Below are 25,193 nucleotides of genomic sequence, written 5' to 3'. Positions count from 1 at the left end.
GCGGCAGATGCGGTGGGCATGCTGCGTGCCCGTTGCGTTCGCGCGCTGCGCTCAGGCTCGCCTGAGCCGGTAGCCCGACGCTTCGAGGTCCCATGCCGTGGCGGTAATGCCGGCCTCGCGCAGCTTGTACTTCTGGATCTTGCCGTTTTCCGTGCGCGGCAGCTCGGCCACGAAGTCGAGATAACGCGGCACGGCGAAATACGGCAGACGCGGCTCGCAATAGCGGATCAGTTCGAGCGCGTCCAGCGTTTCACCCGCACGCAGCACGAGCGCGGCCATCACCTCGTCCTCCGCGAACTCCGACTTGACCGCGTACACCGCAGCCGTCTCGACCGCCGGATGACTCAACAGCACCTGCTCTACTTCGTATGACGAAATATTTTCTCCGCGGCGCCGGATCGCATCCTTGAGCCGGTCGACGAATCGATAGTAGCCGTTCGCCTCGCGCACCACGCGGTCACCCGTATGGAACCAGAGATTGCGCCACGCCTCCACGGTCTTCTCCGGCATGCCGAAATATCCGCTCGCGAAGGCAAATGGCGTGCCGGCGCGCAGGATCAGCTCGCCCGCCTCGCCGTCCGGCACTTCGCGGTCGTTCTCGTCCACCACGCGCGCGTCGAAACCCGGCACGAGCTTGCCCATGTAGCCCGCGCGTTGATCGGCGATGCCGCCGCCGAGGACGAAGTTCGTCTCGGTCGAACCGTAACCGTCGAGCAGCGCGATACCGCAGCGTTCAGTGAATTCCTGCTGGAAGTGCCCCGGCACGCCTGGCGCCAGCGCGATGCGCACGCGGTGCTCGCGCTCCCGGGCGGACGCCGGGCGGCCCAGCAGAATCGGCACCATCGCGCCAAGCACGTAAGTCACCGTGGCGCGCGTCTCGATGAGCGAGGCGAAGAAGCCGCTCGCCGAGAAACGCCGGTCGGCGACCAGTTGCGCATCGGCAACGAGCGCCTGGAAGAACGCGTTGAGCGCATTCGTATGAAAGAGCGGCAGGCACGTGTAGAGCACATCGCCGGCCACTATGCCGAGATGCGCCGCCGTGAGGCGGGCCCACCAGTACAACTGGGCGTGCGGGCAAATCACGCCTTTCGAGAGGCCCGAGGTGCCCGAGGTATAGAGAATGGCGAGCGCGTCGCCGTCGCCGATGGACTGCGCCGCGAGCGGCTCGCCGAGCGGCGGCAAGGGCTGCACCGTCATGCTGCGCGCCGCCGGAGCGCGGCTGCTTTCGCGCGCTTCGGCGCTCTCGCCAGGCTCGCCGCTCTCGATCAGCCAGATCGATTCGAGCGCATGCGCCTGCGCGTCGATGGCGTGCACCGCGCCCACGAGATGCGTTTCGGCCACGATGAGGCGCGCGCCCGAATTGCGCAGGATATGCTCGAGTTGCATGCCGCGCGAAGCGGTGTTGATGGGCACGACCACGGCGCCCAGCCAGCCACAGCCCAGCACGATCTCCATGAACTCGCTGCGGTTCGTGCACAGCAGCGCGACCCGGTCGCCGCGCCGGATACCGTGCGCCGCCAGCGCGCCGGCGCGGCGCGCCGCGATCTCGAGCGCCTGCGCGCCGCTCCAGCAGGTCCTGCGATCCGAAAACAGCGCAGCCTCGCCGTCACGTTGCGCACGCGCCGCCAGCAAGGCCGGCAACGTCAGCGATGCCGTCTGCGCCATCTCGGCGGCGAGTGCGGCGCCCAAGTCCATGCAGCCCATAAACCGGTCTCCTCGAATTCCCTCGAAATCGATGAATCCAGTCTAGGTTTGGGCTAAGATATCTGTCAAATTCATCAATATTATCAACATCATAAACATGGCTGATTTCAACGAAGCCGATCTGAACCTCGTGCGCGTGTTTCAGGCGATCCTCGAAGAACGCAGTCTCACGCGCGCGGGCCAGCGCCTGGGCCTGTCGCAGCCGGCCATCAGCTATGCGCTAGGGCGGCTGCGCGTCATGTTCGACGACCCGCTTTTCGTTCGCTCTCCTGATGGCATGCTGCCCACACCCACGGCGCAGCAACTCGCGCTGCCGCTCGGGCGCGCGATTGCGTCGATACGCGAGGCGCTGCGCCACGGCGAACCGTTCGACCCGGCCACGAGCGCGCGCGAATTCCATCTTTCGATGACCGACGCGGGCGAGCAGTTCTTCCTGCCGCCGCTGTGCGAAATGCTCCAGCGCGTGGCGCCGCACGTGAAGCTCGAAGCGCGCCAGACACCCGTGGCCGAGGTGACCGAGCAACTACGTCTTGGCCAGCTCGATCTCGCCATCGGCAATCTGCCGGCGCTCAAGCCGCACACACATAGCGCCCTGCTCTTCGACGAGCCGTATGTGTGCATGACACGCCGGCGCGCGGGGCTGCCCGCGCGGCGCATGTCGCGCGAGCGCTTTCTGGATATGCAGCACATCATGGTGGTATCGAGCGAGAGCAGCCACCGCACCATCAACGACTCATTGCGCGCGGCCGGGCTCGACCGCAAGATCGCCCTGCGCGTGCCGCATTTTTCGGTCGTGCCGCAAATTCTGCGGCGCACCGACTGGATGGTGACCTTGCCGCGCCGCGTCGCGCACTTCTTCAACGAGCACGATCAATTCGCCATCTACGAACTGCCGGTGGAGATGCCGAGTGTGGAAGTCACCGTGCACTGGCACGAGATCTTCGACAACGACGAAGGCAACCGCTGGTTTCGCGAGCTGACGATCGAGACGTTGCGCCACGTGTGAGGCGCGAGCGCGCCATCAGGCCGGCTGTGCGTTCGGATGCCAGCCGCTTTGCCGGAATGAGGTGGCGAAGAACAATACCTGATAGCGGATGGCATTCGACCAGTACGACCACGTATGCCCGCCGGGGCGCTCCGCATAGTCGTGCGGCACGCCCAGCGCAATGAGCCTGTCGTGCAGCACGCGGTTCGACTGCACGAAAGAGTCGTCCACGCCACAGTCGATCGTGAGCGCAATATGCGCATGCTCGAAGCTGCCCGCGCCCTCCACGATCGCGTTACGCGTCCAGAAGTCGGCATGGCGCGCGGGATTGCCGAACACGCGGTCGATGCCGGGCTCGTCCTCGCAGTTGCGCGGATCGACCGCGCCGCTGATGCTGCCGGCCGCGCCGAACGCCTCCGGACGATCGAGCGCGATGCGCAGCGCCCCAAAGCCACCCATGCTCAGGCCCGTGATCGCGCGCGTCTCGCGCGAGGCCAGGGTGCGGAAATGCGCGTCGATATACGACACCACTTCGGTGCCCACATAGGTTTCGTATTGGCTCGAGGAATCGAACGGGCTGTCGATATACCAGCTCTCGTGGCCGCCGTCGGGCATCACGAGCATCACGTGATAGCGGTCCGCCAGCTTGCCGATGCGCGTGTTCGAGGTCCAGTCCGCGTAGCTGCCGCCCGAGCCGTGCAGCACGTAGATCACCGGATAGCGCGCTGTCCCGCTGCCGCGCGCGTAGTCGTCGGGCAGCACCACGGTGGCGTCGAACGCACGGTGCATCGCCGCGCTGGGAATCGAGACGATTTTCGTCTGAAACGCCCAGCTCGGGGCGCTCAGGCACAGCGCAAAGAGCGAGGCCAGAAAGAGCGCCAAAGACTTGAGGGGCCGAATCGCAAGGGCTGTATGCATGGGTGGTCGCTCTGGTTCGGACTGCCACGGAAGGCATGACGTCTGCGACGACTCTAGCAACGGCTACTTACAACCAAATTTCGACGAACCCTACGGCTAGCTTCACGCGCGGTCATCGGCTGAATCATCTTCGTAAGCCGTGACGCCCGCATCGCCATTGCGCGCACGCCGCTTGAGCCGCCCTTGCGGCTCGCCCGGATGCAACAACCCCTGTTGCCGGGGCGTGAGCGGGTCGGTCAGGCAAGGCTCGGCTTCGAGCTCCTGCTCGAAACGCTCCCACATGCCTGCGGGCGTGTTCGCCCGCCCCACGCGCGTGCCGATCGTCAGGCGGATCTGATTCGCGCGCAGGATGGTCGAGCGCAAACGATGGATCTCCCAGAGCAGCCGGACGACGACTGGCAGCGGGTGCCGGTCGTAGATCTCGGCGAGTTCCGCGGCCGTGAGCGGCGGAGAATGACGATGATTCCGTCCCATGATTGCGTCCCATTTGCCGCACCAAAACACTGTATGTTTATACAGGTTAGCACACGTGGGAATTTTCCTGGGAGGTGTAGGAGGGAGATCGGATGGCTGCCTGCGATTTCAACGCAGGCCAACGCCGGCTTACCTCCGCCGCCGATTGTTTCGATCCACGTAACGGCCTGTCGCCGCGTTGCGAATGTTTGGGATCATTTTGTTACACCTCTTACCCCGTGGGACCCGCTTCGTTACAGAAGCCTTTCAGACCGGCCGCTATACTCGGCACCGTCTCAAAAACAAGTGGGTTTTTCCATGTCGAAGAAATACATCCCGATGGTTGCGATTGCGGCACTGGCCGCTGCGGTTTCATTGCCCGCCACGGCTGGCGACATGAACAATGCGCTGGGCGGCGCGCTCGGCGGCGTAGCCGGCGCGGCGATTGGCGGCGCCGTTGGCGGCCGCACGGGCTCCGTGATCGGCGGCGCAGTGGGTGGCGGCGCAGGCGGCGCGGTCACCTCGAACCGTCGGGAACGCACGGGCGCCATCATCGGCGGCGCACTGGGCGGCGGCGCGGGCACGGCAGCGGGCAACGCCATGGGCGGCCGCAGCGGCGGCCTCGTGGGCGCGGCACTCGGTGGCGGCGCAGGCGCGGCACTCGGCGGCCACATCTCGCGCTCGAATTCGTATGCCGACGAGTATCACCACGGCTACCATCATCACAGCAAGCGTCGCCATTGGGATTAAGCCCGCAACGGGATTGAATCCTGTCGGGCTTGAACGCTCTTCGGGCTTGAGTCCAGGTTGGACTTAAGCCCGCGTCGCGGTCTGGCCCGCGTTGTGATCGAGCTCACATCGCAATCGATGGCTCGCGCCTCACGCGAGCCTGAACACTCCCACCGCTTCGCGCGATTCGACGGACTGCTCCGCAGTGGCATGTACCGCCGTGGAGGCCTCCTCAACGAGCGCACTCACGCGCTCGACCGTGTCCACCATTTCCCGATCACGTTGCCCGTATCGTTCACGAGGGCCGAGCCCGCGTCGATGCGCAGTGCCGAAGGCTCAATGAGCGCCTTGATCTCCTTCGCCGCCGTGTCACTCCACGTTTCCCTTCACTGAAGGATTGTGCGAGTCAAATCAGTCAATTCGAAAACCGGCTTCCTTGACGATGATTAAGGCCTGGAGCCCCTGAATATGCTCGTATTATTCTTTTACTTGAAGGGAATATTATGAGCGCACAAGAATTATCCGTGTATGTTCCAGATGGCGGGGAATGGCGCAAACGTACGGGAAATATATGCTACATCGAAGGTGAGAATCCTTGCCCCGAGGTTTCAGCACCCGCACGGCGCCTGTCAGCGCAGGACCGGTTCGAAGTCACAGATATTCCCGGTGCGATGGCGAAGATGGGTTGGCACACGTCAGCCGCGCTTCTGAACAAATGGTTCCATTGTTCACCCAAGAATCAGGCGATGAGTTCATTCGAGAAGACGTATGGCCTTAGTCAGGATGGCTCGCATCAATATCCGGCCCATCGAATTGACCAGAGCACGATTCGTCTTGATTGGGTATTGTCTCATTCGCGAGTAAAGGCGCGCTTCGACGTACTGCAAAGCCATTTCTATCTGACAACGAATACAGCTCTTGCATTATTGGCGAAGAAATTAGGTAAATTCAAGGATAGAGAACATATCGCCCCCCTGGTCGAAACGAATGGAAACATGGACGAACTGCATACGAAATTTCAGTTTCAGCGCGTTCAGATAGATACGTCGGCGTTAGAAAAGGCATCCGTTTTCTTTCGGGCCATGCTCAACTATGGAAAACCTGATGATCTGGCGGGAGCACTGGGCGGCTTCGCCATGTATGCAGCAGCCGCCAAAATTCATATTCGTCCGTCGATTATCGGAAGCGGCAGAGTAGCCGAGGTGACGCACGTTGCGCTATACGTCAAAAATCCCTATTCATTTTTTGACGACGAAAAAGAAAGCGGCTCACAATATTTGGGTCATTGGAATCGAGATGGGATTTGCCTGGTACCCGAGGGCTATGTTTCTCAGTGGGCAAACTTTGGCAGTTGGAGCAAATACATCATTCAACCCGAGGGCCCGTATGGACGCACTTACTGGCCCGTACACAATAGCGACTTCCGGCGTTGGCAAGACGCACACAATGCGGGTGGCGACATGATCCTGTATTCCGATTTCCAAATCGTTAAGATTTCCCCGTCCATCAAGGTCAGGTTATAAAAATGAGAAAATTTCGACGCTTTGGTGTCATCGTCCTTTCATGCGCGATTGCCCTCGTGTTAATCGATTACGGCTGTGAAGCACGAAGGCGCGCGAAGGCTGGCGAATGCATGGACACCACATCGCACAATGGTCTATACCGTGCGCAGGCGTGCATCACTAGCGTCAGCGGAAACGTAGTCTTCTTCGTCGGCAGGCTGTACGAAGCCCGCACCGGTAATCTCATTGCCGAAACGACGTTCGATTCGATGGACGGCGGAGTACCGGACTTCATGCCCGATGACCACGCCGTATTGTTTGACGGTGGCGGGGATTCGGGGCTCATCGACATTCCCCCTTCACTGCTCGACCGCTTGCGCGCGAAGATTCCCTAAGCGCGCCGCCATATTCAGCACCTCAAGCCCATGCTGCGCTCGAGCCCGCATCGCGCCACATCGCACTCGATCGGCTCGCGCCTCACGCGAGCCTGAACACCCCCACCGCCTCGCGCAATTCAACCGCCTGCTCGGCAAGCGCATGCGCCGCCGCCGAAGCCTCCTCAACGAGCGCCGCATTATGTTGCGTGACCTCGTCCATCTGCGTGACCGCCATGTTCACCTGCTCGATGCCGGTGCTCTGCTCCTGCGAAGCCGTCGCAATCTCGCCGACGATCGCCGTCACGCGCTCGACCGCGCCCACCATGTCCCCGATCACGTTGCCCGCATCGTTCACGAGCGCCGAGCCCGCGTCGATGCGCTGCGCCGAGGCCTCGATGAGCGCCTTGATCTCCTTGGCCGCCGCACCGCTGCGCTGCGCGAGCGAGCGCACTTCCGCGGCCACCACGGCGAAGCCGCGTCCCTCCTCGCCCGCGCGCGCGGCCTCGACCGCGGCGTTCAGCGCGAGAATGTTGGTCTGAAACGCAATGCCGTCGATCACGGCGATGATCTCGACGATCTGGCCCGAACTCGACGCAATCCCGCTCATGGTGTCGACCACCTCCGACATCAGCTGCTTGCCGCGCGCGGCCGTATTCGCCGCATCGCCGGCCAGCAACGCCGCCTGTTTCGCGTTCTGCGCGTTCTGGCGCACGGTGGCCGTGAGTTCCTCCATGCTCGCCGCCGTTTCTTCGAGCGAGGCGGCCTGCTCCTCCGTGCGTGAGGCAAGCCCGTGATTGCCCGCCGCGATCTCACCGCTCGCCGAGGCCACGCCCTCCGCATGGCCGCGCACCTTGCTCACCACGCCCGCGAGGCTGCGCTGCATGCTCTTGAGCGCGGCGAGCAGCATCGCGGTTTCGTCGCGGCCGCCAGTCTGCACCTCGAAGGCGAGATCGCCTTTCGCCACCGCACGCGTGCAGTCGAGCGCGCGCGCAAGCGGCCGCGTCACGCTACGGCTAAAGAGCCAGCTGCCCGTCATGGAGACGATCAAGGCCGCCACCATCAGCACGGCGCTGATCGCCGTCGCGTGGCGCGCCTCGTTCGCCGCGTCGGCCGAAACGCGGGCGCTTTGCGCCGCAATCCGGCCCGCGGCTTCGTCGAGCAACGCAGCGGGCGCGCGATCGACGCCCGCCACCGCATGATCGCCCGCAGCAGGATCGAAGCCCGCCGCCTTGAAGGCCGCGAGCCCCGTGCGATAGCCTTGCCCCATCGTCGTATGGGCGGCGGCAAAGCGCTCGACCAGATCGCGGCTTTCGCCTTCGGGCAGACTCGTCGTTAACTGCGTGGCGAGCGCGTCCACTTCACGCTCACGCGCCTCGAAGGCGGACCAGTGCTTTTCGAGCAGCGCGGGATCCTTGCCTCGCAGCAACGTGTCCTTCCACTCCTGCACCTGCACCTTGAAGGCGACCAGCATCGCCGTCACCGCGCGCTCGTTGGCGACGCTGTTTTGTACCGTGGTGCCGTACACGTTCAGCGACTGATTCAGTGAATAGATTCCGTAGAGCGCCCCCGCGAACATCAACAGGAGCGCCGCCGCGAATGCGAGCGGAATCTTCAGGGTCAACTTCATCTTCATTTCCTTGCGGTTGCCTTGCGTGACGCGCCGGGCGCCACGCAAATGCTATCGGCATACGCGCGCGAAACTGAAGGGCAGCAAGAACACTGTTGCCAGCCACACGTTCATCAGACAAAAAAACGCGCCGAAATCCGCAATAAATACGGCATCGCCAATAAAAAGGACCCGGCATTGACGGGTCCTTCAAATAATTTCGTATACCGAATGAAAACGCTTGCGGACGCGCCCGCCAAACTCAAAGCGCGACGGTCACGAGCAAAAAGGTTGCGGAAATGGACGTTCTGCCCGCACGCGAACTGGTATTCGCGCTGTTGAACAGTGTTTCCAGTTCCTTTTGCAGCTCAGCGGATCGACCCGCGCTCCCGGCAGCTTCAAACGCATTGATCGTCGGCGCATAGAACTTCCTGAATTCAGAAACGTACTGCGCCGGCGTGCCGGAATAATCGAAAACCCAGGTCTCTCTGGAACAGGCAATATTCTCGGCCTTGCATCCCGCTGCAACGAATCGCTCGGTCACGTTGCTCTCGATGCCCCACGTCATTGGACTGATGAATCCCTCGGGCGGCGGCGGCATGTACGCCGAGCAGATATTGAGCAGCTGCGCGACGCATGTCGGGTCGTCGGGAATCCAGTTGCCCATCACGATCCGGCCACCGGGCCGCGTCACGCGCACCATTTCCTTCGCTACGTCGAATGGCCTGGGGGCAAACATCGCACCAAATATGCTGACGACGAGATCGAAACTGCCGTCGTTCAGTTCGCGCAGGTCGCACGCATCGCCCTCCTGAAACCGGCAGTTGGCGAGCCCCAGCTGCATTGCGCGCTTGTTGCCCGCCGCCACCAACGGGCCCGAGATATCGACGCCCAGAACCTCGGCCCCCAGATCCGCCGCGGGGATGGCCGTGGTGCCGTCGCCGCAGCCGAGATCGAGCACGCGCAACCCCTTGGTGATGCCGAGCCGGTTCACGAGCGCTTCACCGCTCTCCCTCATGGTCCGGGCGATATGCGTGAAATCGCCCTTCTCCCAAAGTGCCTTGTTCGAATTCATGGCAGCGCTCCTTTGCGGGTGATGAATGGCTCGCCATGCGCAAGCCCTGGCGTCAGGCGGTTGTCTGGCGAACACGCCCTATATGTATAGACATTGTGGCACCCACTTCGTGCAATCCATAGCAGGAGGTCACGCTCGCAGCCAGGCGACCATGCATCGACGATGCAAAAAAGGCGGCGCCCTCGCGGGCCGCCGCCTTCTTCATCGTTCGCGCGCGAACTTCTTGCGCGCCGGGCTCAATCAGTCGCGATTGGCCTGCAGCACCGTCAACGCCGTCATGTTGATGATGCGTCGCACCGTCGAGCTCGAGGTGAGCACGTTCACCGGCGCATTCACGCCGAGCAGGAACGGCCCCACCGCCACATTGCTGCCCGCGCCGGTCTTGAGCAGGTTATAGGCAATGTTCCCCGAGTCCACGTTCGGGCACACCAGCAGGTTCGCCGCGCCCTTGAGCTTCGAATGCGGGAGGATGCGCAGGCGCAGGGCTTCGTCGAGCGCGCAATCGCCGTGCATCTCGCCGTCGATCTCCAGATCCGGGTTCTGCTCCGTGACGAGCTTGAGCACTTCGCGCATCTTCGTGCCCGAGGCCGAGCTGCCCGAACCGAAGTTCGAGCGCGAGAGCAGCGCGACCTTCGGCGCGAGATTGAGCCATTCCATCTGGCGCGCCGCCGCGAGCGTGAACTCGGCGATCTGCTCGGCGTTCGGGTTGTCGTTGACGTGCGTGTCCACGATGGCGACCGTGCGCTTGTCGAGCAGCAGGATGTTCATCGCCGCATAGGTGTTCGCGCCGCGGCGCTTGCCGATCACTTCGTCGACGAAGCGCAGATGGTCGTGATACGCGCCCACCGTGCCGCAGATCATGCCGTCCGCGTCGCCCAGGCGCACCATCATCGCGCCGATCAGCGTGAGGCGGCGGCGCATTTCCACACGCGCCATCTCCTTCGAGATGCCGTCGCGGCAACGCAGCTCCCAATACGTGGTCCAGTACTGGTGGAAACGTTCGTCGTACTCAGGATTCGTGACTTCGACGTCTTCGCCGAGCTTCAGGCGCAGGCCGAACTTCTCGATGCGCGCCAGCAGCACTTCGGGGCGGCCGATCAGGATCGGACGCGCGAGCTTCTCGTCGACGATCACCTGCACCGCGCGCAGCACGCGCTCTTCCTCGCCTTCCGCGAACACGATGCGCGCCTTGGCGCCGTCACGCACGAACTGGCGGGCCGCCGCGAAGATCGGCTTCATGAACGCGCCCGAGTGATAGACGAACTGCTGCAGCTCGTTCGTGTAGGCGGCGAAGTCGTCGATCGGACGCGTCGCCACGCCGTCTTCCATGGCGGCCTTCGCCACCGCCGGCGCAATGCGCACGATGAGGCGCGAGTCGAACGGCTTCGGAATCAGATACTTCGGGCCAAAGCGCAGATCGTAGGCGCCGTAGGCGGCCGCCACCGAGTCATTGAGCTCTTCTTCGGCGAGCTTCGCGATGGCGTGCACCGCCGCGATTTCCATGTTGCGCGTGATTGTCGTTGCGCCCACATCGAGTGCGCCGCGGAAGATGTACGGGAAGCACAGGACGTTGTTGACCTGGTTCGGGAAGTCCGAGCGGCCCGTGGCGAGCACCGCGTCCGGGCGCGCTTCGAGCGCGACCTCGGGGAAGATTTCCGGCGTGGGGTTGGCGAGCGCGAGAATGAACGGCTTGTCCGCCATCTTCTTGACCATTTCCGGCTTGAGGACGCCGCCGGCCGAAAGACCGAGGAACACGTCGGCGCCTTCGATCACTTCGGACAGCGAGCGCGCGGACGTGTCCTGCGCGAAGCGTTCCTTGTCCGGATCCATCAGCGTCGTGCGGCCCTGGTAGACCACGCCGTCGAGGTCCGTCACCCAGATGTTCTTGAGCGGCAGACCCAGGTCCACCATCAGGTCCAGACACGCGAGTGCCGCGGCGCCCGCGCCCGAGGTCACGACCTTGACCTTCGAAATATCCTTGCCCACCACTTTCAGGCCGTTCAGGAACGCGGCCGAAACGGTGATGGCGGTGCCGTGCTGATCGTCGTGGAAGACCGGAATCTTCATGCGCTCGCGCAGCTTGCGCTCGACCGTGAAGCAGTCGGGCGCCTTGATGTCTTCCAGATTGATGCCGCCGAACGTGGCTTCGAGGCTCGCGATGATGTCCACGAGCTTGTCGGGGTCGCTTTCGGTGACTTCGATGTCGAACACGTCGATGCCCGCGAACTTCTTGAACAGCACCGCCTTGCCTTCCATGACCGGCTTGGAAGCCAGCGCACCGATATTGCCGAGACCGAGCACGGCCGAGCCGTTCGTGATCACGCCCACCAGATTGCCGCGCGCCGTGTAGCGGAACGAGTTCTGCGGATCGGTGACGATCTCCTCGCAGGCCACGGCCACGCCCGGCGTGTAGGCAAGCGCAAGGTCGCGCTGGGTGACGAGCGGCTTGCTGGCCGTGACCGAGATCTTGCCCGGCGTGGGGAATTCGTGATATTCGAGGGCGGCCTGACGCTCGGTCTTGTTCATGTTCCTCACTCCAGATAGGATGCCGGGCGCGCTGGCGGCGCTCCGGTGGTGTTCGAATGGTTCGAGTGAGAGCGATTCTAGAGAGCCGTCATAACGACCCTATTTTGATTTAGTATGGGGCCATTATGTTTTCCTGATGCCCCCGGGGGGCTTGCGGATCGTGTCATTCAGTACCGACGAAGTAACGAGGCGCCTGAACACGCGCCTGAAAATGCGCCATCTGGTGCTGCTCCTGCAGATCCGCCAGCACGGCTCGCTCACGCGGGTGGCCGAGCACATGGCCACCAGCCAGCCCGCCGTGACCAATGCGCTGGCCGAGATGGAGAGCATGTTCGGCGCGCCGCTGTTCGACCGCTCGCCGCGCGGCATGACCCCCACGGCGCTCGGCAACGTCGTGCTGGCGCGCGCGCAGGCCATGCTGCACGATCTCGACCATCTCGCGCGCGATATCGAGGCGGTGCACGCCGGCCACGCCACGCGGCTGCACGTGGGCGTGATTCCGTTCATTTCGGGGCGCACGCTGGCCGCGGCCATCCGGCTCGCGCAGTCGCGCCTGCCGCAGCGCGTGACCATGACGATCCACGAAGGCACGAGCGACGCGCTGCTGCCGCGCCTGCGCGACCACACGCTCGACCTCGTGATCGGACGCGCCTCGTCCACTGTCGACGTCGCGCAGTTGAAGTTCGACGTGCTGTATCAGCAGACGCCGCGCTTGATCGCGAGCCGGCGCCTTGCCGCGCGGCTCGGGCGCAGCAAGGCGAACTGGCAGAAGCTCGCGGAGCTCGACTGGATCCTGGGCGCGCCGAACACGCCGATCCGCGAGCAGATCTCCGACCTCTTCCTGCATGCGGGTTCGGCGCCGCCCGTGCCCATCATGGAGAGCTATACGTCGCGCCTGATCGGCGAGATGATCGCGGCGAACGAAAACGCGGTGTCGATCGTGCCCGCCGATATTGCCGAAGAGCTCGTGCACATCGCCGGCGTGGCGATCGTGCCTTACACCTTCGACTGGACGCTGCCGCCCATTGCGCTCTTCACGCGCGCGGGCGTGCAGCGCGAGGTGGATACCGTGTTCGGGCAGGCGCTGCGCGAGCTTTATCAGGAGGCGGAGGCGGCGCGGCGGTGAGGCGCGCCTTGCGCTCCGGTTATCAAACCCGCTGCGCCACCCCACTCTGCTCGCGCGCAAGCTCATCGCTACGCATGCGCGAGACCAGCATCAGCGCGCACACCATCGTGATGATCACGTGCACGACGCCCAGCGCCACCACCGAAACAATGCTGCCCGTGGCGCTCAACAGGAACTGGCCGAGAATCGGTGTCGTGCCCGCGAACACCATGCCGCAGATCTGGTACGCGAGCGAGATACCCGTATAGCGCACCTGCGCCGGAAAAGCCTTCGCGAGCATGCCAGCCATGGCCGCGTAATAGAGCGAATGCGGAATCGAGGCGAGCGCCATGCCGAACATCGCGAGCTTCGTCGAGCCCGTGCTGATCATCCAGAACATGATCGGCAGCGCCACGATCTCGGGCGCGAGCATATAAATGATGGCCTTCTTGAGATCGAGCCTGGTGGCCAGCACCGCGCCGAACGGCTGCACGATCAGTTGCACGACGATCGCGAACGTGATCACGCTCAGGAATTGCGTGCGGTCGAAGCCGATCGAGGTCACGGCCCATGAAAGCGCGAACGTGGTCTTGAAGTAAGTAGCCGAAAGCGCGATCACGCAGGCGCCCACGCCCATCGCCACGAGCGCCTTGTGATGACGCAGCACTTCGCCGATCGGCAGCTTCACGACCTTGTTCTTCGCCTGCAGCTCCTTCATGGCCGGCGACTCGTCCACGCTCGCGCGGATGAACAGGCCCACCACCACGAGCAGCGCCGACATCAGGAACGGCACGCGCCAGCCCCACGTCATGAACTGGTGATCGGGCAGCATCGAGACGAGGAGAAACGCCACGGTCGAGAGCAGATTGCCGGCGGGCGAGCCCTGTTGCGCGAAGGCCGAATAGAGAATCTCCTTGCCTTTGGGCGCATGCTCCGACGAGAGCACCACCGCGCCGCCCCACTCTCCGCCCATCGCAATGCCCTGCATCAGGCGCAGCACGATGAGCAGCACCGGCGCGATCACACCCGCCTCGGCGTAAGTGGGCAAGAACCCCATGGCCGTGGTGCAGAAGCCCATCAGCATGAGCGTGATGATGAGCGTCTTCTTGCGGCCCATCTTGTCGCCCAGGTGGCCGAATACGATGCCGCCGATCGGGCGCGCGAGAAAGCCCACCCAGAACGACGCGAACGCCGCGAGCGTGCCGACCACGGGCGAGCTCGTGGGGAAAAACAGCTTGCCGAGCACGAGCGCCGCCGCCGTGCTGTACGCGTAGAAGTCATACCACTCGATCGTCGTGCCGACGAACGAGGCGATGCCGGCCTTGCGGGCCTGGCGATGCTGGGTGTCGAGAGAGGAAGCTGCCAAGTTGCGTCTCCAGAAATCGATGCCGGCCGCGATGTTTCCGAGGTTTCTCATGCGAAACACGCCGGGCCGGCCGCTTTTCCGATGCGAAACATGCCGATCCGGCGCGCGTCGCAAGCGGGGTCAGTACTGTTCACCTTACGAACAAGCTTTCATTTTCCGAACAACTGTCGGGAGGTGCGGACTATGGAGCGCTCGCTTTATACCGTCAACCAAGGGATAACCCGAATTCGCTCCAGACTCAGTCTGGGCGGCTGTACGCGCGCTTTAGGTGTTTACCCGTAAGCGTGTTGTCAGAATATTATCGATATGCTGATAATGCTCTCATGGATGTGAAAACTGCAGTGCGCGTCTTCGACGTGATCAACCTCTTTGCCGAAGTCCGGCAACCGATGATCTACAGCGAGATTGCGCGTCGAACCGAGATTCCCCTGTCGAGCTGCCACGCGCTGTTGCAGACGATGGTGGCCAAGGGCTACCTCTACGCACCGGGCGTGAAGGCTGGCTATTACCCCACGCAGCGCCTGTTGCATGTCGCGCGCGACATCTGCAGCGAGGACCCGCTGACGCTGATGTTCCAGCCGCTGCTTGCCGCGCTGCGCGACACGACCGGCGAGACGGCGGCGCTGGCCACGCTTGCGGGCAACCGCGTCGTCTATCTGGACGTGCTGGAGTCGCGCCAGAAGATCCGCTACAGCGACGAGCCGGGCGGCTTCATGTCCGTCACGAGCGCGGCCGGCAAGGCGCTGCTCGGCGCGCTAGCGCCCGCGCCGCGGCGCAAGCTGCTCGATAGCTGCGAGCCGTTGACGGTCGCACCGGGCGGCTCGTTCGTGGACCGCGCCACGTTCGAGCGCGAGATCGAGCAGGGCGTGCTGGACGGCTGGCACCGCTCGACGGGCGAAAGCGTCGAAGACGTGGCCGGCCTCGCGCGCGGTTTTCTGATTCATGGCGAGGCCTTCGCGCTCGTCATCGGCGCGCCCAAGGCGCGCCTGCTGAAAAACGAGCCGCACGCCGTGAAGGCGCTGCTCGAAGTGTTCGCGCAAATCCCGCCGTCGCTGCTCGCCGCCTGAGGGCGCGCATGCAGCGCCTGTGCAGGTGACGGCGCAAATCGGCACGGCAAGGGTTGCGCAAGTGCGTCTGGGCTGCACGGCTCGCGACTTTGCCCACCGCCTGGCAAAGATGTGGAGGAACGGAGCATGCGTTGGAAAAACCGGCCGGAAGGCTCGAACTGGGGCGACTTCGGCCCTGACGATCAGTTGGGCCGCCCGAACCTCATCGGCGCGGACCAGGTGCTCAAGGGCGCGCGCGAAATTCGCGCGGGGCTCACGTTCACGCTTTCGCTGCCGCTCGACTTTCCCGGCGAGAGCAAGCTCAACGTGCGCCGCCATCCGCCCGTGTTGCGCCCCACGTTCCGCGACGGCCTGCCGTACGTGAACTTCCCGTTCGCGCGCAATACGCCGGATGCCACCGATGTCGTGAGCGACGACCAGGTGCTGCTTTCGCTGCAATATTCGACGCAATGGGATTCGCTCGCGCACGTGGGCGCGCGCTTCGACGCCAACGGTGACGGCGTGGCCGAAAGCGTCTACTACAACGGCTACCGCGCGAACCAGGACATCGTCGGCCCGATGGAATACCGCGCGGAAGACGGCTTCGCGCCGCACGCCTGCGGCGGCGAGCACAGCCATGCCGATGTGCTCGGCATCGAGCATCTCGCGGTGAAGGGCATGCAGGGCCGTGGCGTGCTGATCGATCTGGCCGCGCATTTCGGGCGCGAATGCCGCACGGTCGGCTACGATGACCTCATGCGCGTGATGCAGGCGGACAACATCGAAGTCGAGCGCGGCGACATGCTCGTGCTGCGCACCGGCTTCGCCGAAATGGTGCTGGAGATGAACCGCCAGCCCGACGAGTCCGTGCTCGCGAGCCATTGCAGCGCGCTAGACGGCCGCGACGAACGCCTGCTGCAATGGATCACCGACTCGGGCATTGCCGCGCTCGCCGCCGACAACTACGCCGTCGAGCGCTATCCGGCGCGCAAGCCCGCTACGGCGGGCGAGCACCCGCTCCTGCCGCTGCACCACCACTGCCTCTTCAAACTGGGCCTGCCGCTTGGCGAGCTCTGGTTTTTGCGCGATCTCGCCGCCTGGCTGCGCGCGCACCAGCGTTCGCGTTTCATGCTCACCGCGCCGCCGCTGCGGCTGCCGGGCGCGATGGGTTCGCCCGTCACGCCGGTCGCCACCGTTTGAATTCAGTCAGCATTCCTTTTCTTTTCGAGCACATCCTCGACCGGCATTCCCGACATGGCTAAAGAACGTGTATTGATCACCGGCGGCGCCGCCGGCATTGGCGCCGCGTGTGCCACCCGCTGCGAAGCAGACGGCTACGAAGCGGTCGTGATCGACCGCGTGGGCGACGGCATCATCGCCGATCTCTCCGACACCGAGGCCACGGCGGCCGCGCTCGAGCATGCGCTCGCAGGCGGTCCGATCACACGCCTCATCAACAACGTGGGCATCGTGTTGCCCGCCGACGCCGAGCACCAGACGCTCGAAGAGCTCGAACGCGCGTGGGCGCTGAACGTGCGCTGCGCGCAGCAGTGCATGCAGGCGCTGCTGCCGGGCATGAAGGCCGCGGGCTTCGGGCGCATCGTCAATATGTCGTCGCGCGCGGCGCTCGGCAAGGAGCTGCGCACGGCCTACTCGGCCACCAAGGCGGCGCTCATTGGCATGACGCGCGTCTGGGCACTCGAGCTCGGCGCGTTCGGCGTGACCGCGAACGCCATCGGCCCGGGCCCCATCCGCACCGAGCTGTTCGACCGCGCCAACCCGCCCGGCGCGCCGCGCACCCAGGCCATCATCGACGCGGTGCCCGTGAAGCGCGTGGGCACGCCCGACGACGTCGCGCACGCGGCCTCGTATCTGCTCGACGCGCGCAGCGGCTTCGTCACGGGCCAGGTGCTGTATGTGTGCGGCGGCATGACGGTCGGCGTCGCGGGAGTCTGACGATGGCGCCCATCGACCAACTCGAAGCGCATGACGCACCGGCCACACCGGAGCGCGCCAGCAGGCGCGCTGGCATCGTCGGTGCCGGCAGCATAGGCGTGGCGTTCGCGCTTCAATTCGCGCGCGCGGGCTGGCGCGTGCGCCTGTTCGATCCCGATGCCGCGCGGCGCGCGGCAGTGCCCGCCGAAATCGCCGCGCGCCTCGAAGATCTCACGCGTTTCGCGCTGATCGACGAAAGCGCGGCGCTGATCGCCGCGCGCGTGGCAGTGGTCGATACGCTCGAAGCCGCAGCCGCCGATGCCGATCTCGTGCAGGAATGCGCGCCCGAGCGTGCCGAGCTCAAGCGCGAGCTCTTCGCGCAGCTCGATCGCGCCGCGCCGGCGCATGCGATTCTCGCGAGCGCCTCGTCGTTTCTCGCGGCGTCGAAATTCGTCGACGAAACCTTGCCGGGCCATGCGCGCTGTCTCGTCGCGCATCCGGGCAATCCGCCGTATCTCGTGCCCGTGGTCGAGATCGTGCCCGCGCCATTCACGTCCCCCGCCGCCGCCACGCGCGCCATCGCGCTCTATGGCGAAGCGGGCCTGCTGCCCGTGCGCGTGAAGAAGGAAGTCGCCGGCTTCATTTTCAACCGCCTGCAAGGCGCCGTGCTGCGCGAGGCCTATTGCCTCGTGCGCGACGGCGTGGCCTCGGTCGACGACATCGACACGGTGATGCGAGAGGGGCTCGCGCCGCGCTGGTCGGTGATCGGCCCGTTCGAGACCGTCGACCTGAATACGCGCGGCGGCATTGCCTCGCATGCGCAAAAGATGGGGCCGTCCTACGAGCGCATGGGCGCCGAGCGCGGCCAGCACGATCCGTGGACGCCCGAGCTCGTCGCGCAGGTAGAGGCCGCGCGGCGCGCGGCGCTGCCGCTCGATCAATGGGACGCGCGCGTGGCATGGCGCGACCGCCAGCTCATGCGTCTCGCGAAACATCGCCAAACCCTCCCAGCCACTGAGGATTGAACCGCATGCTCGCGTGAGCGCGATGCAATCGCGAGCGAGACCCAGAACGATTACGACTTGAAAGAGACCGAACCATGCAAAGAGTCACCGCCTTCTTCACCGAGCTGATGCGCCGGTACTTGCCCGATCCCTTCGTCTTCGCGATCGGCCTCACGTTGCTCACGATGGTGCTGGCCGTGGTCGTGCAAGGCCAGGCCATCACCGCGCTCACCACGAGCTGGGGTAAGGGCTTCTGGGCACTGCTCGCCTTCACGACGCAGATGGCCGTGATTCTCGCCATGGGCTATGTGCTCGCCACCGCCCCGCTCACCGACCGCCTGCTCGACCGCCTCGTCTCGCAGGTGAACTCGCCGCGCACGGCCATCATCGTGGCGACGCTGGTGGGCGGCGTCGGCAGCTGGCTGAACTGGGGCTTCGGCCTCGTGGTGGGCGGCATCGTCGCGCGCAAGCTCGCGCTGCGCGTGAAGGGCGTGCACTATCCGCTCATCATCGCTTCGGCGTACAGCGGCTTCACGCTCTACGGTCTCGGGCTTTCCGCGAGCATTCCGGTGCTGATCTCCACAAAGGGTCATCCGCTCGAAGCGCAGATGGGCGTCATTCCGCTCTCCGAAACGATTTTCGCGCCCACCATGCTCATCACGAGCCTCGTGACCATCGTCACGCTGCCGCTCCTGAATGCCTGGCTGCATCCGAAGGCCGGCCAGCCGGTGAAGGAAATCGATCGCACGCTCGAAACCGCGCCCAAGGCCACCGCGCCCGTGCTCGACACCGAAGAACACGGCACGCTCGCCCATCGCCTGAACAACAGCCGCCTCCTCAGCTATTTGATCGGCGCGATCGGCATGGGCTATGTGGCGCTGCACTTCGTCCAGGGCGGCTCGATCGACCTGAACCTCATCAACTTCTTCATCCTGTTCCTCGGCATCCTGCTGCTCGGCACGCCCATTCGCTACGTCGAAAAGCTCAACGAGGGCATACGCACGATCAGCGGCATCATCCTCCAGTATCCGTTCTATGCGGGCATCATGGCGATCATGGCGTCCTCAGGCCTCGTCGAAACGTTCTCCGCGGCCTTCGTCAAGGTGGCCACACCCGCCACGCTGCCGTTCTGGGGCTTGATCAGCTCGTTCGTCATCAACTTCTTCGCGCCCTCGGGCGGCGGCCACTGGGTCATCCAGGGACCGTTCATGATCGAGGCGGCCAAGACGATCGGCGCCTCCGTGGGCCATACCTCCGTTGCCGTGATGCTCGGCAACGCATGGAACGATCTCGTGCAGCCGTTCTGGATCCTGCCGGCGCTCGCGCTCTCGAGGCTCAAGCTCAAGGACATCATGGGCTACACCGTCATCATGATGTTCTGGATCGGCATCGTTTATTCGGTGGCGATTCTAGCCTGGGGCTGACCCAGAGCTGAGTGGAGCGCGCCCTATGCCATTTCTGATCGAAACCTTCGACAAACCGGACCACGCCCACGTGCGCGCGCGAGAGCGCGCCGCGCACCTGGCCTTTCTCGAGAAGCACAAGCGGCTGCTGCTCGCCTGCGGCGCCAAGCTCAACGACGACGGGTCGACCGCAGGCGGCGGCGTCTATATCGTCGACCTGGACACGCGCGAAGCGGCCGAGCGCTTCATCGCCGAAGACCCCTTCTCGCTCGCGGAGCTCTTCGAGCGCGTGAGCATCGTCCGCTGGCGCAAGGCCTACGTGGACGGCATGTGCTATCTCTGAGCACGCGCGCCCGCGTCGCTCAAGCCATGCGAGAACGCGCGGGCCGCTTGAGCGGCGCACTCCCCTTTTCCCCCCTGTTGACCCGCGGCCCGCACCGCGCGCATGTCCTGCGCGCGCATGCCTGAAATTTTCGCATCAGAAAACTAAAACAAGTTTCATTTTTCGGGCCGTTTCCGACACGGACCTGTCATTACACATCCTTAAATTCTCGATTCCCGCCGCATAGCCGGAAATACTGCGCATCGGACTACTAACCACACGCCCGTCCCAGCGCACGATGGTTGACCTTTCTCTAACGGAATCGAAATGAAAAAAGCGTTGTTGAATACTCTCGCCCTCGCCACGGTGGCCGCGTCGTCGATGGCGCACGCCCAGAGCAGCGTCACGCTGTACGGCACGGTCGACGCCGGGCTCGACTACATCAGCAACCAGAAGTCGTCGGCGGGCCACGGCACCTCGTGGGGCGTGCAGTCGGGCAACGTCAGCACGAGCCGCTGGGGCCTGCGCGGCGCCGAGGACCTGGGCGGCGGCCTCAAGGCGATCTTCCAGCTCGAGAACGGCTTTAACGTCGCGAACGGCAAGGGTTCGAACGGCGGCTATCTGTTCGGCCGCCAGGCATGGGTGGGCCTCGCGAGCGACCAGTACGGCTCGCTCACGCTGGGCCGCCAGTACGATGCCCTCGTGGACATGATCGCGCCGATGTCGGCCACGGGCTCCGGTTTCGGCGGCAACATTGCCGATCACCCGTTCGACAACGACAACCTCAACAACGACGTGCGCATGAACAACGCCGTGAAGTTCCGCAGCGCGACTTACGCGGGCTTCCAGGCCGAGGCGGCCTACGCGTTCAGCAATCTCGCCGGCGGCTTCTCGGACAACAACGCGTACACCTTCGGCGCGTCGTGGAACGGCGGCCCGATCAACCTCGCCGTGGCCTACTTCCAGGGCAACGAGCCGGGCACGACCACGGGCGGCGCGCTCTCCGCGGGTAGCGGCACCGACAACGACCCGATGTTCGTCTCCGCACGCACGCGCACGCTGGGCGCAGGCGGCAGCTACACGATCGGCGCGGCGAAGGTCGGCCTCGTGTTCACGCGCACGATGATCGCCTCGCCCACGCAGATCATGCAGGGCGGCTCGCTCAATGCGTTCAGCGCCAACTACCTCACGTTCAACAACTATGAGGTGAACGGGCGCTACCAGCTCACGCCGCAATTCAGCCTGGGCGGCTCGTATGTCTATACCGACGGTTCGTTGAGCCAGGCGGCCGGCAATGCGTCGCCGCACTGGAACCAGTTCATGCTGCAAGCCGACTACGCGCTCAGCCGCCGCACCGACCTGTATCTCGAAGGCGTCTATCAGCGCGTCTCGGGCGCGAACGGCATTGCGGTGCTGGGCAATGCCTCGATCTATAACCTCGCGGCTTCGTCGAGCAACACGCAGGCCGTGGTCGCGGCAGGCATGCGCGTGAAGTTCTGACGCGTCACGCCCCTGCACGCGCGCGGCGGCGCGCCCGGTCATCGGCCGGGTGCGCCGCCGCGGCGTTGTTTACGTGTGGCGCACGAAGAGTTCCGCGAAACCCGAGCGTGCATCGTGCTCGCGAGAAAAACGGTACTCGGGCAGCAGCATGAGCAGGACTTCGGCCGTCGTGCGCACGATGCAGCCACGCGCCACGTGCCCGCCGAGCACACGGCCTTGCGCGTCGGACACGCTCGCATGCAGATGCGCGCCGTCCGGTGACAGCGAACCTGCCAGCGTGAGGATTTCGTAATCGCCGCGCAAGGATGCGGGCGTATCGACGCCCGCGAAGCGCAATTCAACCGCACTCAGGCTGCCGATCCCCTGAACGACATACCCTGCCGCGACGCCATGTTCGGCGAGCACGGCACCGAGCGCGTCGCGCAGATCGTCGCCGGGAGACAGCCTGAGGGGTAGCGCATGCATGAGAGCAGCTCCAGCAAGGGTTGCGGCACCACAGATTAAGCCCGTTCGCGGCCGCCCGCAATGCGCGTGGCAAGACACGGTCTCGCCACGTTCGACGCGGTAGTATCGACATCGTGCGGGCCGTGTGTGTCCGCCGCCATGATCCGGGGCTCGCTCATGCCACCTCAACCTGATGCGCCGGCGCGCACGGTTCTGTTCGGCGCGTTCGACCGTCACAATTTCGGCGATCTGCTGTTTCCGCATGTGCTGGAGCGCATGCTCGCGCCGCGCGCCGTGTCTCACGCTGGGCTCGCGACGCGCGATTTGCGCGCCTGCGGCGGGCACGCCGTACGCGCGTTCGGCGCGCTTGCCGCTGGCGCTCGCGGCGTGGCGCTCAACGTCATCCATGTGGGCGGCGAACTGCTGACCTGCGATGCATGGGAAGCCGCGGTCATGCTCGCGCCGCCCGAGCGCGCGCAGGCGTTAATCGCCCAGGAGCAGGCATGGAAGGACGATCCTCTGGCGTGGGCGCAGGCCCATGTAGGCATGGCTGCGCGCGCGCCTTACGTGCTTTCGAAAACCGCGCTCACGCAAGCGCGGATCGAAACACTCTGCTTCCACGCGGTGGGCGGCGCGGGTCTCGATCGGCGTGACGCGCCGTTGCGCGATGAGGTGCTGGAAAAACTCAGGATGGCCGATCATCTGAGCGTGCGCGACCGGCAAACTCAGGCTCAACTGCGTACGCACGGCATCGACGCCCAGCTCGTGCCCGATCCCGCCGTCATGGTGGCGGAACTGTTCGGCGCGCGGATTCGGCAGCGCGTCGCGCAAGATGCCATGCGAGCCGTCACGCGCGCGTTTCCACAGGGCTACGCGGCCATCCAGTTCGACGCGAGTTTCGGCGACGACGCCACACTGGACGTGCTCGCTCGCGAAATAGCACGCGTGGCGCGCACGCAAGGGCTCGGCATCGTGCTGTTTCGCGCGGGTGCCGCGCCCTGGCACGACGATCTCGACACCTACCGCCGCCTTGGCGCACGCATCAAGGGCACGCGCCTCATGATTATCGCTTCGCTCGATGTTTGGGATATTTGCGCGCTGATTGCGCGCAGCCGCATTTATTGCGGCAGCAGCCTGCACGGCAGGATCGTCGCCATGGCGTTCGCGAGGCCTCGCATCAATATCGTTCACGCGCAGCAAGCGCTACAGCCGCCCAAGCAGGCCGCATTCGCCTCGACGTGGGAGCCCGCGGAAATTGCCGCAACGGCAAGCGTGCACGAGATTGCCGGGGCGATGGACGCCGCGCTGGATGCCGACACGGCACTATTGCGGCACACGGCCGACGATCTCGTACGCCGCTACCGCGCGGCGTTCGTGCCGCTCTATGTCCTCGCCGGGTAATTCGCAGAACAAACGAATCAACCCCGTAAATCGGGCGCACAAAAAGCAACCGGCCCGCCGGCGAAACGCGCCTCGTGAGCGCATTTCGCACGGCGGGCCGGCCATGCATTGCCGGAAAACGCGGGAGCGGACCGGCCGATCCGCTACCCGCAATTTCCCGCTTCCGATCAGACGATCGGGCTTCGATTAGAAGCGGTGACGCAGACCCACCGTTGCGGCGACCTGGTTCGGCGTGGTCGACGGCGACAGCGTGTTGATCATGGCAACGTTCGACACGCCGTTCAGCGAGCCCGAAGCGTGCTGGTAGACGCCTTCGACGTAGACGTCGGTGCGCTTCGAGAGCGAGTAGTCGGCTTGCAGCGAAACCGTGTGCCACTTCGGATCAGACGAGCCAGCGTTGCTCGTGAGCTTGCCGTCCGTGAACGTGTACGCGGCGTTCAGGCTCAGAGCCGGCGTGAGCGCGTAGGTGCCGTTCAGCTCGAAGTTGTCGAGGTGCAGGTTCGTGTTCGGTTGCGTGAACACGATTTGCGTGTCGCCGCCCTGGCCGCCAGCGATCAAGCCCTGGTATTGCGTGTGGGTCCACACGAAGCCGACCGTTGCCGGGCCGTACGTGTAGTTCGCGCCTGCACCGAAGGTGCGCTGCGTTTGCGCCGACAGGTTGAAGTTGTTGCCATTGCCTGCCGAGTTCGCGCCGTTGGGGTTGCTGTTCGTGCTCGAGTTGTTCATCTGCAGGTAAGCAGCCGCGACGTTCAGCGGGCCGTTGCTGTACGATGCGCCAGCGCTCCATGCGCGGTTGTTCGCGAACTGGCCAGCGTCGTTGCTGAAGCCGTACAGGCCGCCGAACTTGAAGCCGGCATAGTTGGCGCTCTGGTACTTGACCGCGTTCTTGATCGAGAACGACTCGTCGAGGTTGTCGTTGTCGAACGGGTGAGCGGCCAGGTTGTTGCCGTAGCCCGCGCCTGCTTCCGACAGCGGCGACAGGTAGTCGACCATCGAATCGTACTGGCGGCCCAGCGTCAGTGCGCCGTACTGGTCGCTTTGCAGACCGACGTACGCTTGACGGTTGAACATCGTGTTGGATTCGGTGTCACGGCCGTTGTTCAGGTTGAAACCGTTTTCCAGCTTGAAGATCGCATGCAGACCGCCGCCCAGGTCTTCGCTGCCCTTCAGGCCGAAGTACGTGTTGGAGAGGGCGCCGCTGCCCTGGTTCCATGCTGCGTGGCCGCCCGCGTTGTTCGCGTAGACGATACCCGCATCCAGCGAACCGTACAGAGTGACGCTGCTTTGTGCGTGAGCCGAAACTGCGAACGCGCTCAGGACGCCCGCGATGATCAAAGTGTTCTTCATGACTTTCCTATATGACATTCAGACCGCGCTGAAGTGGCCCGGGTACTGGAACCACCCCGGCAATCTCGGAGCGAAGTTTAAGTGCCAATGCGTTGGGAACGGGCTATTCACGCCGTGGAACAGACCATTGCAGAATATGGAAGTATCGAGATATCCGGACTTAAAACCTTGTGTGGAAAGGAAAATTCCACCCTGGCCCCGTCATCGGAATGTCATGGACGTGTGGCAATCACGCGACGCCGTTGTCAAGTCAGTGAATTTGATTATTGTGGAATTCACTTTAAATATGACCTGACCCGTATGTTGGAGCTCTGTTCTTGTTAATGCGCGAAAGCGAAACAAGAGCGGCATAAATGCGGCGTCAGTCATGCATATTGCTATTTGTGGCGTCGGCGCGCGCGGCGCGAGAAATGTCACCTGAAAAATTTCGTCTCCTCGCGACGGA

22 protein-coding genes are annotated in these 25,193 nt (G+C 64.3%); 13 read left to right on the top strand and 9 right to left on the bottom strand.

Annotation, left to right across the window (positions count from 1 at the left end):
* Positions 1 to 51: 51 nt before the first annotated feature.
* Complete coding sequence (locus BO1_RS10785; protein WP_043284456.1) at positions 52 to 1,704, bottom strand: ATP-dependent acyl-CoA ligase; 1,653 nt, start codon at positions 1,702 to 1,704, stop codon at positions 52 to 54.
* Positions 1,705 to 1,801: 97 nt separating this feature from the next.
* Between BO1_RS10785 and BO1_RS10780 the strand changes: the two genes are divergently transcribed.
* Positions 1,802 to 2,710 (top strand): LysR family transcriptional regulator, encoded by a 909-nt coding sequence (locus BO1_RS10780; protein WP_028217572.1) that lies wholly within the window; start codon positions 1,802 to 1,804, stop codon positions 2,708 to 2,710.
* 15 nt (positions 2,711 to 2,725) lie between these two features.
* Here the strand turns inward: BO1_RS10780 and BO1_RS10775 are convergent, their stop codons facing one another.
* The gene (locus BO1_RS10775) at positions 2,726 to 3,607 is read right to left on the bottom strand and encodes an alpha/beta hydrolase (RefSeq protein WP_084687872.1); all 882 of its coding nucleotides are present in this window, start codon (positions 3,605 to 3,607) and stop codon (positions 2,726 to 2,728) included.
* 102 nt (positions 3,608 to 3,709) lie between these two features.
* On the bottom strand, positions 3,710 to 4,081 hold the full coding sequence (locus BO1_RS10770) for a hypothetical protein (protein ID WP_156992202.1): 372 nt from the start codon (positions 4,079 to 4,081) through the stop codon (positions 3,710 to 3,712).
* 297 nt (positions 4,082 to 4,378) lie between these two features.
* Between BO1_RS10770 and BO1_RS10765 the strand changes: the two genes are divergently transcribed.
* The 3 genes from BO1_RS10765 to BO1_RS10745 all read left to right on the top strand — a co-directional run bounded on the left by BO1_RS10765 (position 4,379) and on the right by BO1_RS10745 (position 6,686).
* Positions 4,379 to 4,810 (top strand): hypothetical protein, encoded by a 432-nt coding sequence (locus tag BO1_RS10765; protein WP_028217569.1) that lies wholly within the window; start codon positions 4,379 to 4,381, stop codon positions 4,808 to 4,810.
* 482 nt (positions 4,811 to 5,292) lie between these two features.
* Positions 5,293 to 6,312 (top strand): DUF6402 family protein, encoded by a 1,020-nt coding sequence (locus BO1_RS58950; RefSeq protein ID WP_156992201.1) that lies wholly within the window; start codon positions 5,293 to 5,295, stop codon positions 6,310 to 6,312.
* A gap of 110 nt (positions 6,313 to 6,422) precedes the next feature.
* Positions 6,423 to 6,686, top strand: coding sequence for a hypothetical protein (locus tag BO1_RS10745; RefSeq protein WP_028217567.1), 264 nt, complete (start codon positions 6,423 to 6,425; stop codon positions 6,684 to 6,686).
* 82 nt (positions 6,687 to 6,768) lie between these two features.
* On the opposite strand, the gene BO1_RS10740 is transcribed toward BO1_RS10745, so the two are convergent.
* The 3 genes from BO1_RS10740 to BO1_RS10730 form a co-directional block, all read right to left on the bottom strand.
* Entirely contained in the window at positions 6,769 to 8,295 is a 1,527-nt protein-coding gene (locus BO1_RS10740; protein WP_028217566.1) for a methyl-accepting chemotaxis protein, read from the bottom strand.
* A 241-nt stretch (positions 8,296 to 8,536) separates the two neighbouring features.
* Positions 8,537 to 9,292: a class I SAM-dependent methyltransferase gene (locus BO1_RS10735; protein WP_281179177.1), complete on the bottom strand. Its 756-nt coding sequence runs from the start codon at positions 9,290 to 9,292 to the stop codon at positions 8,537 to 8,539.
* A gap of 297 nt (positions 9,293 to 9,589) precedes the next feature.
* A complete protein-coding gene (locus BO1_RS10730) occupies positions 9,590 to 11,875 on the bottom strand; it encodes an NADP-dependent malic enzyme (RefSeq protein WP_028217564.1) in 2,286 nt (761 codons plus the stop codon).
* A gap of 136 nt (positions 11,876 to 12,011) precedes the next feature.
* Here BO1_RS10730 and BO1_RS10725 point away from each other — a divergent pair, with 136 nt between their 5' ends.
* Positions 12,012 to 13,001 carry a LysR family transcriptional regulator gene (locus BO1_RS10725; protein WP_407669930.1) on the top strand — a complete coding sequence of 330 codons (990 nt, stop codon included), beginning with the start codon at positions 12,012 to 12,014 and terminating at the stop codon, positions 12,999 to 13,001.
* A 22-nt stretch (positions 13,002 to 13,023) separates the two neighbouring features.
* Here BO1_RS10725 and BO1_RS10720 read toward each other — a convergent pair whose 3' ends face one another.
* Positions 13,024 to 14,346, bottom strand: a complete 1,323-nt coding sequence (locus BO1_RS10720; protein ID WP_028217562.1) for an MFS transporter — start codon at positions 14,344 to 14,346, stop codon at positions 13,024 to 13,026.
* Positions 14,347 to 14,669: 323 nt separating this feature from the next.
* Here BO1_RS10720 and BO1_RS10715 point away from each other — a divergent pair, with 323 nt between their 5' ends.
* The 7 genes from BO1_RS10715 to BO1_RS10680 all read left to right on the top strand — a co-directional run bounded on the left by BO1_RS10715 (position 14,670) and on the right by BO1_RS10680 (position 21,556).
* Positions 14,670 to 15,413 (top strand): IclR family transcriptional regulator, encoded by a 744-nt coding sequence (locus tag BO1_RS10715; protein ID WP_028217561.1) that lies wholly within the window; start codon positions 14,670 to 14,672, stop codon positions 15,411 to 15,413.
* Between the two features lie 126 nt (positions 15,414 to 15,539).
* On the top strand, positions 15,540 to 16,592 hold the full coding sequence (locus tag BO1_RS10710) for a cyclase family protein (protein ID WP_028217560.1): 1,053 nt from the start codon (positions 15,540 to 15,542) through the stop codon (positions 16,590 to 16,592).
* Between the two features lie 54 nt (positions 16,593 to 16,646).
* Entirely contained in the window at positions 16,647 to 17,348 is a 702-nt protein-coding gene (locus BO1_RS10705) for an SDR family oxidoreductase (RefSeq protein ID WP_028217559.1), read from the top strand.
* 2 nt (positions 17,349 to 17,350) lie between these two features.
* Positions 17,351 to 18,352 (top strand): 3-hydroxyacyl-CoA dehydrogenase, encoded by a 1,002-nt coding sequence (locus BO1_RS10700; RefSeq protein WP_028217558.1) that lies wholly within the window; start codon positions 17,351 to 17,353, stop codon positions 18,350 to 18,352.
* A gap of 74 nt (positions 18,353 to 18,426) precedes the next feature.
* The gene (locus BO1_RS10695; RefSeq protein WP_028217557.1) at positions 18,427 to 19,755 is read left to right on the top strand and encodes a short-chain fatty acid transporter; all 1,329 of its coding nucleotides are present in this window, start codon (positions 18,427 to 18,429) and stop codon (positions 19,753 to 19,755) included.
* A 25-nt stretch (positions 19,756 to 19,780) separates the two neighbouring features.
* A complete protein-coding gene (locus BO1_RS10690; protein ID WP_028217556.1) occupies positions 19,781 to 20,077 on the top strand; it encodes a YciI family protein in 297 nt (98 codons plus the stop codon).
* 306 nt (positions 20,078 to 20,383) lie between these two features.
* The gene (locus BO1_RS10680; protein WP_028217555.1) at positions 20,384 to 21,556 is read left to right on the top strand and encodes a porin; all 1,173 of its coding nucleotides are present in this window, start codon (positions 20,384 to 20,386) and stop codon (positions 21,554 to 21,556) included.
* Between the two features lie 69 nt (positions 21,557 to 21,625).
* Here the strand turns inward: BO1_RS10680 and BO1_RS10675 are convergent, their stop codons facing one another.
* The gene (locus BO1_RS10675) at positions 21,626 to 22,021 is read right to left on the bottom strand and encodes a PPC domain-containing DNA-binding protein (RefSeq protein ID WP_028217554.1); all 396 of its coding nucleotides are present in this window, start codon (positions 22,019 to 22,021) and stop codon (positions 21,626 to 21,628) included.
* 156 nt (positions 22,022 to 22,177) lie between these two features.
* On the opposite strand from BO1_RS10675, the gene BO1_RS10670 reads away from it, so the two are divergent.
* Positions 22,178 to 23,401 (top strand): polysaccharide pyruvyl transferase family protein, encoded by a 1,224-nt coding sequence (locus BO1_RS10670; protein ID WP_028217553.1) that lies wholly within the window; start codon positions 22,178 to 22,180, stop codon positions 23,399 to 23,401.
* 186 nt (positions 23,402 to 23,587) lie between these two features.
* Here the strand turns inward: BO1_RS10670 and BO1_RS10665 are convergent, their stop codons facing one another.
* A complete protein-coding gene (locus BO1_RS10665; RefSeq protein WP_028217552.1) occupies positions 23,588 to 24,748 on the bottom strand; it encodes a porin in 1,161 nt (386 codons plus the stop codon).
* Positions 24,749 to 25,193: the final 445 nt, after the last annotated feature.

The sequence above is a fragment of the Paraburkholderia oxyphila NBRC 105797 genome (genome assembly GCF_000685075.1).
Taxonomy (GTDB): Bacteria; Pseudomonadota; Gammaproteobacteria; order Burkholderiales; family Burkholderiaceae; genus Paraburkholderia; species Paraburkholderia oxyphila.
This window is presented reverse-complemented; position numbering and strand designations above follow the sequence as displayed.

Bases quoted from the DNA above. Each gene is read 5' to 3' on its own strand.
- BO1_RS10785 (WP_043284456.1), bottom strand. From the start codon at position 1,704: ATGGGCTGCATGGACTTGGGCGCCGCACTCGCCGCCGAGATGGCGCAG.
- BO1_RS10780 (WP_028217572.1), top strand. From the start codon at position 1,802: ATGGCTGATTTCAACGAAGCCGATCTGAACCTCGTGCGCGTGTTTCAG.
- BO1_RS10775 (WP_084687872.1), bottom strand. From the start codon at position 3,607: ATGCATACAGCCCTTGCGATTCGGCCCCTCAAGTCTTTGGCGCTCTTT.
- BO1_RS10770 (WP_156992202.1), bottom strand. From the start codon at position 4,081: ATGGGACGGAATCATCGTCATTCTCCGCCGCTCACGGCCGCGGAACTC.
- BO1_RS10765 (WP_028217569.1), top strand. From the start codon at position 4,379: ATGTCGAAGAAATACATCCCGATGGTTGCGATTGCGGCACTGGCCGCT.
- BO1_RS58950 (WP_156992201.1), top strand. From the start codon at position 5,293: ATGAGCGCACAAGAATTATCCGTGTATGTTCCAGATGGCGGGGAATGG.
- BO1_RS10745 (WP_028217567.1), top strand. From the start codon at position 6,423: ATGGACACCACATCGCACAATGGTCTATACCGTGCGCAGGCGTGCATC.
- BO1_RS10740 (WP_028217566.1), bottom strand. From the start codon at position 8,295: ATGAAGTTGACCCTGAAGATTCCGCTCGCATTCGCGGCGGCGCTCCTG.
- BO1_RS10735 (WP_281179177.1), bottom strand. From the start codon at position 9,292: ATGAGGGAGAGCGGTGAAGCGCTCGTGAACCGGCTCGGCATCACCAAG.
- BO1_RS10730 (WP_028217564.1), bottom strand. From the start codon at position 11,875: ATGAACAAGACCGAGCGTCAGGCCGCCCTCGAATATCACGAATTCCCC.
- BO1_RS10725 (WP_407669930.1), top strand. From the start codon at position 12,012: ATGCCCCCGGGGGGCTTGCGGATCGTGTCATTCAGTACCGACGAAGTA.
- BO1_RS10715 (WP_028217561.1), top strand. From the start codon at position 14,670: ATGGATGTGAAAACTGCAGTGCGCGTCTTCGACGTGATCAACCTCTTT.
- BO1_RS10710 (WP_028217560.1), top strand. From the start codon at position 15,540: ATGCGTTGGAAAAACCGGCCGGAAGGCTCGAACTGGGGCGACTTCGGC.
- BO1_RS10705 (WP_028217559.1), top strand. From the start codon at position 16,647: ATGGCTAAAGAACGTGTATTGATCACCGGCGGCGCCGCCGGCATTGGC.
- BO1_RS10700 (WP_028217558.1), top strand. From the start codon at position 17,351: ATGGCGCCCATCGACCAACTCGAAGCGCATGACGCACCGGCCACACCG.
- BO1_RS10695 (WP_028217557.1), top strand. From the start codon at position 18,427: ATGCAAAGAGTCACCGCCTTCTTCACCGAGCTGATGCGCCGGTACTTG.
- BO1_RS10690 (WP_028217556.1), top strand. From the start codon at position 19,781: ATGCCATTTCTGATCGAAACCTTCGACAAACCGGACCACGCCCACGTG.
- BO1_RS10680 (WP_028217555.1), top strand. From the start codon at position 20,384: ATGAAAAAAGCGTTGTTGAATACTCTCGCCCTCGCCACGGTGGCCGCG.
- BO1_RS10675 (WP_028217554.1), bottom strand. From the start codon at position 22,021: ATGCATGCGCTACCCCTCAGGCTGTCTCCCGGCGACGATCTGCGCGAC.
- BO1_RS10670 (WP_028217553.1), top strand. From the start codon at position 22,178: ATGCCACCTCAACCTGATGCGCCGGCGCGCACGGTTCTGTTCGGCGCG.
- BO1_RS10665 (WP_028217552.1), bottom strand. From the start codon at position 24,748: ATGAAGAACACTTTGATCATCGCGGGCGTCCTGAGCGCGTTCGCAGTT.